Origin of the sequence: uncultured Novosphingobium sp., from assembly GCF_964277725.1 — a bacterium.
In the GTDB taxonomy this organism is placed as follows: Bacteria; Pseudomonadota; Alphaproteobacteria; order Sphingomonadales; family Sphingomonadaceae; genus Novosphingobium; species Novosphingobium fluoreni.
Window position 1 is genome coordinate 1 of sequence record NZ_CAXYKL010000292.1, and the last position, 7717, is coordinate 7717.

Annotated in this window: 7 protein-coding genes; 5 read left to right on the forward strand and 2 right to left on the reverse strand. The window is 67.2% G+C overall.

Translation table 11 applies throughout. The annotated features are described in order from the left end of the window. Window positions 1–897: TGS domain-containing protein (locus ACHWRX_RS16240; RefSeq protein WP_394659978.1), on the reverse strand; the 897-nt coding region annotated here is incomplete at its 3' end. A 232-nt stretch (window positions 898–1129) separates the two neighbouring features. Continuing rightward, window positions 1130–2422 carry an ArnT family glycosyltransferase gene (locus tag ACHWRX_RS16245; RefSeq protein WP_394659979.1) on the reverse strand — a complete coding sequence of 431 codons (1293 nt, stop codon included), beginning with the start codon at window positions 2420–2422 and terminating at the stop codon, window positions 1130–1132. 123 nt (window positions 2423–2545) lie between these two features. On the opposite strand from ACHWRX_RS16245, the gene ACHWRX_RS16250 reads away from it, so the two are divergent. From ACHWRX_RS16250 to ACHWRX_RS16270, 5 genes are all read left to right on the forward strand, one after another. Next, window positions 2546–3292 (forward strand): alpha/beta fold hydrolase, encoded by a 747-nt coding sequence (locus ACHWRX_RS16250; RefSeq protein WP_394659980.1) that lies wholly within the window; start codon window positions 2546–2548, stop codon window positions 3290–3292. 18 nt (window positions 3293–3310) lie between these two features. Then, window positions 3311–4159, forward strand: a complete 849-nt coding sequence (locus ACHWRX_RS16255; protein ID WP_394659981.1) for a hypothetical protein — start codon at window positions 3311–3313, stop codon at window positions 4157–4159. Further along, the gene (locus ACHWRX_RS16260; RefSeq protein ID WP_394659982.1) at window positions 4156–5145 is read left to right on the forward strand and encodes an LLM class flavin-dependent oxidoreductase; all 990 of its coding nucleotides are present in this window, start codon (window positions 4156–4158) and stop codon (window positions 5143–5145) included. Before ACHWRX_RS16255 ends, ACHWRX_RS16260 begins: the two co-directional genes overlap by 4 nt. Window positions 5146–5247: 102 nt before the next feature. Beyond that, the gene (locus ACHWRX_RS16265) at window positions 5248–6474 is read left to right on the forward strand and encodes an NAD(P)/FAD-dependent oxidoreductase (RefSeq protein ID WP_394659983.1); all 1227 of its coding nucleotides are present in this window, start codon (window positions 5248–5250) and stop codon (window positions 6472–6474) included. Window positions 6475–6476: 2 nt separating this feature from the next. Beyond that, the coding region (locus ACHWRX_RS16270; RefSeq protein WP_394659984.1) for an MFS transporter at window positions 6477–7717 on the forward strand (1241 nt) is incomplete at its 3' end.

Below are 7717 nucleotides of genomic sequence, written 5' to 3' on the forward strand. Positions count from 1 at the left end.
GCCGTCGATCGCCCGGCGCATGTAGGCCTCTAGCTCACGCCAGATCAGGTAGCCCTTGGGGTGCCAGAACACGCTGCCGTGCGCTTCGGCCTGGAGGTGGAACAAATCCATCTCGGCGCCCAGGCGGCGGTGATCGCGCTTGGCGGCTTCTTCCAGCCGCGTCAGATGCGTGTCCAGCTGCTTCTTGTTCAGCCAGCCAGTGCCGTAGATGCGGCTGAGCATCGCGTTCTTCTGATCACCGCGCCAGTACGCACCCGAGACGCGCGTCAGCTTGAACGCGGCCGGGTCCAGCTTGCCGGTGGAGGGCAAGTGCGGCCCGCGGCACATATCCAGCCAGGCGCCGTCGGAGTTGGGCAGGCCCGACCAATAGACCGAAAGTTCTTCATGCTCGGGCAGTTCGGCGGCCCACTCGGCCTTGAAGGTCTCACCTTCGGACTGCCAGCGCGCGATCAGGTCGGCACGTGTCCAGACTTCGCGATGCAGCGGCTTATTGGCGGCGATGATGCGGCGCATCTCAGCTTCTATCGCGGGCAGGTCTTCCTCGGTGAAGGGACGATCCTTGGGCGCGAAATCATAGTAGAAGCCATCGTCGGTCGAGGGGCCGAAGGTGATCTGCGTGCCGGGAAACAGCGCCTGCACCGCTTCGGCCAGGACGTGGGCATAATCGTGACGGGCGAGTTCCAGAGCGTCGGCCTCGTCACGCGATGTCACCAGCGCCAGTTGCGCATCGGCGGTGAACGGGCGCGTCAGATCGACCAGCTCGCCATCGACCTTGGCCGCGATCGCCGCCTTGGCCAGGCCCGGCCCGATCGCCGCCGCCACGTCCGCCGGGGTGGAGCCTTGCGCCATCTCTCGCACCGAACCGTCGGGCAGGCTGATCTTGAACATCTCGGACATCGCGCAATCGTCTCTTTTCAATACCGCTGCGCGCCATGGCACAAGGGCCCGCGCGAAGGAAGTCCGGCGCCGGTTTTCAGCGAGTTCGAGAGGTGACGCCGCCCGCCCGAACCCGGGCGGCGGCCGCTGCGGTCAACCCGCGCGCCGACGCCCCGGGATCGTCCCGGTAGTGGGTGTCGTGATGGGGCGGGTGAGAGCCATGACGGTGATATAGACGCGCCGCCCGCGTTCGTCACCCCCGCGCGGGTAAACGGCGGCGAGCCAGCAGATCGGCCCACAGCCAGCCACTCGCCATGCACACGAACGGCATGACCGGATAGTGGAACCGCGATTGGCCGAAGATGATCACCGCCACCAGCGTGGGATAGGCCGCCACGCCCCAGGGCAGCAGCCACCAGTCGATCCAGCGCTCACCCGCAGCGCGCCGCCGCCGGGTCATGACCACAAGCGCGGCCATGAAGCTTAGCATCAGCAGCAGGTAATAGCCCTGGTTGGCGATGCGCACGGCGCGGTAGAGCGCCCCATACGCGGCGTAGGACGGCGCGCCCGCCTGATAGGCCCACTCAGCCTCCCCATCGGGCAGCCACAGCAGCGCCAGCTTGCGCGGGGCGAGGGCGATGAAGCGGGCGGGATTGGCGGCGATCCAGGCCGATCCCAGGCGCTTGGCCTCGGCATCGCGGGCCGCTTCGGTCAAGTTGGTGCGCGCCATCAGCGCGGTAAAGGCGCGCCCGTCTTCCGCGTAGCCTCCGGTCGCATCGTCGCTATTGCCGATCAGCAGGTTGAAGCCGCCGTTGGTCGAAACCGCGATCCAACTGCCCAGCTGCGCATGGTTACGCACGGCCCAGGGCAAGACCACCAGCGCGGCGCAGGCCAGCACCAGCAGGCCCCGTCCGACCACGATCGGCAGGCGGCGCCATACGTGTGCGGCGCGCAACCACTCGATCGCGAACAGCACCGGAATCACCACGATCGTCTGGGCTTTCACAAGACTGGCAAAGCCGAACACCAGCCCTGCGCCCACCAGCCACAGGGCCGAACGCCGCGCCACCACCAGCCAGCAGCCCAGCAGCAACAGCATGGTGTAGAACGATTCGGTCAGCGCCAGCGGAACGTAGGCAATCGCATTGGGATAGACCGCGAAGAGCAGCAGCCCCAGCCGCGCACCGGCCTCGCTGCCGAACAGCCGCCGGCCCAGCAGCAGGATCAGCCAGCCGCTGACGATCGCGCTCGCCAGGTTGAACAGGCCGACGGCCAGCAGCGATGGGCCAGTGAGCCGGAACAACGCCGATAGCGCCATCGGCCACCCGGCGGGCCAGAAGGCGGTGGGCTGCCCGGCGTTGTCCAGATAGCCATGGCCAGCAGCCAGGCCGATCGCGCGCATGAGATACCACTCCGCATCGGATGTGGGGGCCACCGGGATCAGCAGCATGGCCAGTCGCAAGCCGACGAACGCCGCCCAGATCATCCATAGTGCGCGGGGGCTGGCGGCGAACCTGTCCAGAGCCGCGGCCCTTGCAGAACTCATCATGGCTGTCCCGAAAATTGCTCCGGAGCGACCTAGACGGTGCCACTTAAGATCGGATTGATACCGAAGGCGCCGATGGCCCAGCCCTTGCGACGGCCGCGCGCCATCGCCACAACTTGTGGCATGACCGATGCTTCCTTTCACGTGATGCCCGATGGCCGCCGGATCGCCTACCGCTTCACGCCTGGCGAGGGGCCGACGGTGGTGTTCCTGCCGGGCTACAAGTCCGACATGGCCGGCGGCAAGGCGACTGCCGTGTTCGATGCCGCGCAGGCGCAGGGCCGGGCGGCGCTGTTGCTGGATTACTCCGGCTGCGGCGAAAGTTCCGGTGCGTTCGCCGATGGCACGCTCTCGATATGGCGGGACGAAGTGCTGGCGCTGATCGCCGCGCGTTGCCCCGGGCCGGTGGTGCTGGTCGGCTCCTCTATGGGGGGCTGGCTGATGCTGCTGGTGGCGCTGGCTCTGCCGGCCGGGCAAGTCGCCGGGCTGGTCGGCATCGCCGCCGCGCCGGACTTTACCGATTGGGGAACGTCCGCGGAGGATCAGGCCAAGCTCGCCGCGGGTGAAACGGTGTGGGAAGACAATCCCTACGGCCCCGAACCCACGCCGACCCACCCCGGTTTCTGGGCCGATGGCCAGGCGCAATTGCTGCTGGAGGATGAGGTCGCGCTGGAATGCCCGGTGCGGTTGCTGCACGGCCAGGCCGACCCCGATGTGCCGTGGGAGATCGCCTTGCGCCTGGCTGAAGTTCTGCGTTCAGATGCAGTGCAGGTCACGCTGATCAAGGACGGCGATCATCGCCTTTCGCGCCCGGCCGATATCGCGCTGTTGCTGGCGGCCGTGGCGGAACTCGCCGGCTGGACGCGCTGAGGCCATTCGGAGACCCCCATGCTGATGCTGCTCCTTCCTGTCCTGCAATATGGCGCCTCGGTCACCGCGCTGCCGCCCGAGATCCTCGATCGCAAGGCGATGGAGGCCAAGCGTGAAGCGAGGCAGAGCGCAGCCATGGCCAGCGGTCCGATAATTCCGCCGGGCCAGGCCGCCGGTTGCGTGGATGACATGGCCGCCAATCCCGCAGCCGGTGCGGTCGCGGCGCAGAATGCGCTGGATCGCGCCAAGGGTGAAGAGCGGGTTCGCGCCGGGTTGTGCCTTGGCGTGGCGCTGGGCGCGCAGGAGCGCTGGGGCGAAGCGCAGACCGCCTTCCTGCGGGCGCGCGATGCCGTGGCTCCGGCCGACAACGCCAGCCGTGCGCGTCTTGGAGCGATGGCGGGCAATGCCGCGCTGGCGGGCGGGCAGGCGGAAACGGCGCTGACCATTCTCGATACAGCGCAAACTGCTGCGAAAACCGCGAGCGATACCGATTTGCTCGGGTCCATCGCGCTGGACCGTGCTCGCGCCTTGGTGGCGCTGGGCCAGACCGCGCAAGCCAGCGCCGCACTGGCGGAGGCACGCACCGCAACGCCGGAAAACGCTCAGGCCTGGCTGCTCTCGGCCACGCTTTCCCGGCGCGAGAAGAACTTCACGGAGGCGCAGACCCAGATCGAACGGGCGGCGCAAATCAGTCCGCGCGATGCCGAGATCGGCTTGGAGGCGGGTGTGATCGCGATCCTTTCCGGCCGGGATGCGGCGGCGCGAAAGAGCTGGCAATCGGTGATCGCAACCGCGCCGGACAGTGATTCGGCCAAGACGGCCAAGGGCTACCTCGCCCAACTGGATAACGGAGGCGCAAAGCCATGATACCTCTTTCGGTCCTCGATCTCGTTCCGGTGCGCGAAGGCGGCTCCGTGGCGGAATCCATCGCGGAATCAGCCAAGACCGCGCAAGCGGCGGAGCAGGCCGGCTACAAGCGGTACTGGGTGGCAGAGCACCACGGCATGGACGGAATCGCCGGGGGCGCGACCTCGGTCGTGCTGGCCCATATCGGCAATGCCACTTCCACTATCCGCCTGGGCGCGGGCGGGATCATGCTGCCCAACCACAATCCTTATGTGATCGCCGAGCAGTTCGGCACGCTGGACGCGATGTTCCCCGGCCGCGTGGACCTCGGCCTCGGCCGCGCGCCGGGAGCCGATGGGCGGCTGGCCTACGCCTTGCGCAAGGATATCCGCCAAGCGTCCGAAGCATTTCCGCAGGACGTGGTGGAGCTGCGTGCGCGCTTTGCCGGCCAGGCGGTTCATGGCGTTTCGGCACCGCAGGCCATTGGCGCAGCGGTGGAGATGTGGATCCTGGGCTCCAGCTTGTTCGGCGCGCAGCTGGCGGCGATGCTGGGCCTGCCTTACGCCTTCGCCTCGCACTTCGCCCCGGCGCAGCTGGACCAGGCGGCGTATGTCTATCGCGATCGCTTCGAGCCTTCGGAGACGCTGGACAAGCCGTACTTCATGGCGGCGATCAATGTCCTCGCCGCCGAAACTGACGAGGAGGCGTGGTATCTGGCTTCCACGAACGACCAGTCTTTCGTGGCGCTGCGCTCCGGCTCGCCGGGACGGGCCAAGCCGCCGATCCGGGACTATCGCGATACCCTGCCGCCGCAATCATTGGCGTTGCTGGACCAGATGCGCTCGGTCAGCGCGATCGGATCGCCCGAAACCGTGCGGCGCGAAATCGACGCTTTCGTGCGGCGAACCGGTGCGGATGAGCTGATCCTGTCTGGCTCCACATACGATCCGGCGGCGATGCGTCGATCGTTGGAATTGACGATGGACGCGGTGAAAGAGCCTGCCTGACGGTGTAAACCAAGGCTTATTTCCGAAAGCTGACGGTCAGGATCACGAAGTTCCACGCAACAGGCATTGACGGACGGAATGTTTTCCACGAATTCCGCCGTCATGGATAAAGCAGATGTCGTCATCGTGGGAGCAGGGCATGCGGGCGCACAGGCCGCCATTGCTCTTCGGCAGAACGGGTTCACCGGCACCGTCGTGGTGATCGGTCGCGAGCCGGAATATCCGTACGAGCGGCCACCGCTCTCCAAGGAATACTTCGCGCGGGAGAAGACGTTCGACCGGCTGTACATCCGCCCGGTCACGTTCTGGGCGGACAAGGAAATCGACTTCGAACTAGGCGTGGAAGTCACCAAGGTCGATCCGGCCGCGCACGAGCTGACCCTCTCGAACGGCCAGACGCTGGGCTATGGCAAGTTGATCTGGGCCGCGGGTGGCGATGCGCGCCGCCTGTCATGCTCGGGCGCGGAATTGGCCGGCGTCCATGCCGTGCGCACCCGCCAGGATTGCGACATGCTGATGGCCGAAGTCGATGCGGGAACGGACCGCATCGTAGTGATCGGCGGCGGCTACATCGGGCTTGAGGCGGCGGCGGTGCTGACCAAGCTGGGTTGCCACGTCACGCTGCTGGAAGCGCTGCCGCGCGTGCTGGCGCGGGTCGCGGGGGAAGAGCTTTCGGCTTTCTACCAGAAAGAACACCGCGATCACGGCGTCGATCTGCGCACCGGCGTCGCGGTGGACTGCATCGTCGGCGATGGCCACAAGGTCACCGGCGTGAAGCTGGCGGATGGCGAAGTGCTGCCCGCGCAGGCGGTGATCGTGGGCATCGGCATCGTGCCCGCCGTCGGCCCGCTGATCCTGGCCGGCGCGACCGGCGCCAACGGCGTGGACGTGGACGAATATTGCCGCACCTCCCTGCCGGACGTCTATGCGATCGGCGATTGCGCCGCCTTCGCTTGTGACTTTGCCGGCGGCACGGTGATGCGCGTGGAATCGGTGCAGAACGCCAACGACATGGCCACCTGCGTCGCCAAGGCGATCTGCGGCGATGAAAAGCCCTACAAGGCGTTTCCGTGGTTCTGGTCCAACCAGTATGACCTGCGCCTGCAGACCGCCGGCATCAACGTTGGCTTCGACAAGGTGGTGGTGCGCGGCAATCCGGACGATCGCTCTTTCAGCGTGGTCTACCTGAAGGAAGGCCGCGTCCTGGCGCTGGACTGCGTGAACGCGGTGAAGGACTACGTGCAAGGCCGCAAGCTGGTGGAGAACGGCGCGAAGCCCGACATCACCGAGCTGGCGAACAAGGACAAGCCGCTCAAAGAACTCGCCTGAGAATGACCGCGGGGGGCGTGGTGGCCGAAGGCGGGCTGGGCGCGTATCGCCGCCATGCCCGCGTGCTGGTGGCCAGCTTGGTGGGCACCGCCGTCGAATTCTACGATTTCTACATTTATGCCACGGCGGCGGCGCTGGTGTTCGGCCCGCTGTTCTTCCCGGCCGAGTCCGCGTCGGTGCAACAGCTGGCGGCTTACGCCAGCTTCGGCATCGCCTTTGTCGCGCGGCCGCTGGGCGCGGCGCTGTTCGGTCATTTCGGTGATAGGATCGGGCGCAAGTCCACGCTCGTCGCCTCGCTGCTGCTGATGGGCGGGGCGACCGTGCTGATCGGCGTGCTGCCCACGTATCAGAGCGTCGGCTGGTACGCCCCGCTGCTGCTGTGCCTGCTGCGTTTCGGGCAGGGGCTGGGACTGGGCGGCGAATGGGGCGGCGCGGCGCTGCTGGCGGTGGAGAACGCCCCGCCGGGTTGGCGCGCCCGCTTCGGCATGGCGCCGCAGCTCGGCGCGCCGGTCGGCTTCCTGGCAGCGAACGGCCTGTTCCTGATCCTGAGCAGCGTGATGAGCGAGGCGGACTTCCTGGCGTGGGGCTGGCGTTTGCCGTTCCTGCTCAGCTCGGTGCTGGTGGGGCTGGGGCTATGGATCCGCTTCCGCCTGGCTGATACGCCTGCCGCCGTCGCCATCGAGCATGACCGGCCCGCCGCGATCCCCTTCGTAGAGCTGCTGCGCACCCACTTGCGGGCGACCGTGGCGGGTACTTTCGCCGTCGTCGTGTGCTTTGCGATCTATTACCTCACCACCGCATTCGCGCTGGGTTATGGCACCACCGAGCTGGGCTATGACAAGCGCGATTTCCTGAGCGTGCAGCTGTTTGCGATCCTGTTCATGGCGATCGGCATCGTCGTGGCCGGATATGCCGCCGATCGCTGGACTTCACGCGCGGTGCTGATCGTGGGCAGCGTGATCGCGATCGCCATCGGGCTGGCCATGGGCCCAATGTTCGGGGCCGGATCGCTGGGCGTCGTGGGGCTGTTCCTGTGCCTGGGGCTGTTCACCATGGGCTTGGTCTATGGCCCGCTCGCCTCGCTGTTGCCGCAGCTGTTCCCCGCCCCGGTGCGCTATACCGGGGTGTCGATCGCCTTCAACGTCGGCGGCATCCTGGGCGGCGGCTTCGCGCCCGGCGTGGCGCAGACATTGGCGGACAAGGGCGGGCTGGCCTTCGTCGGCCTCTACATCTCGGGCGCCGC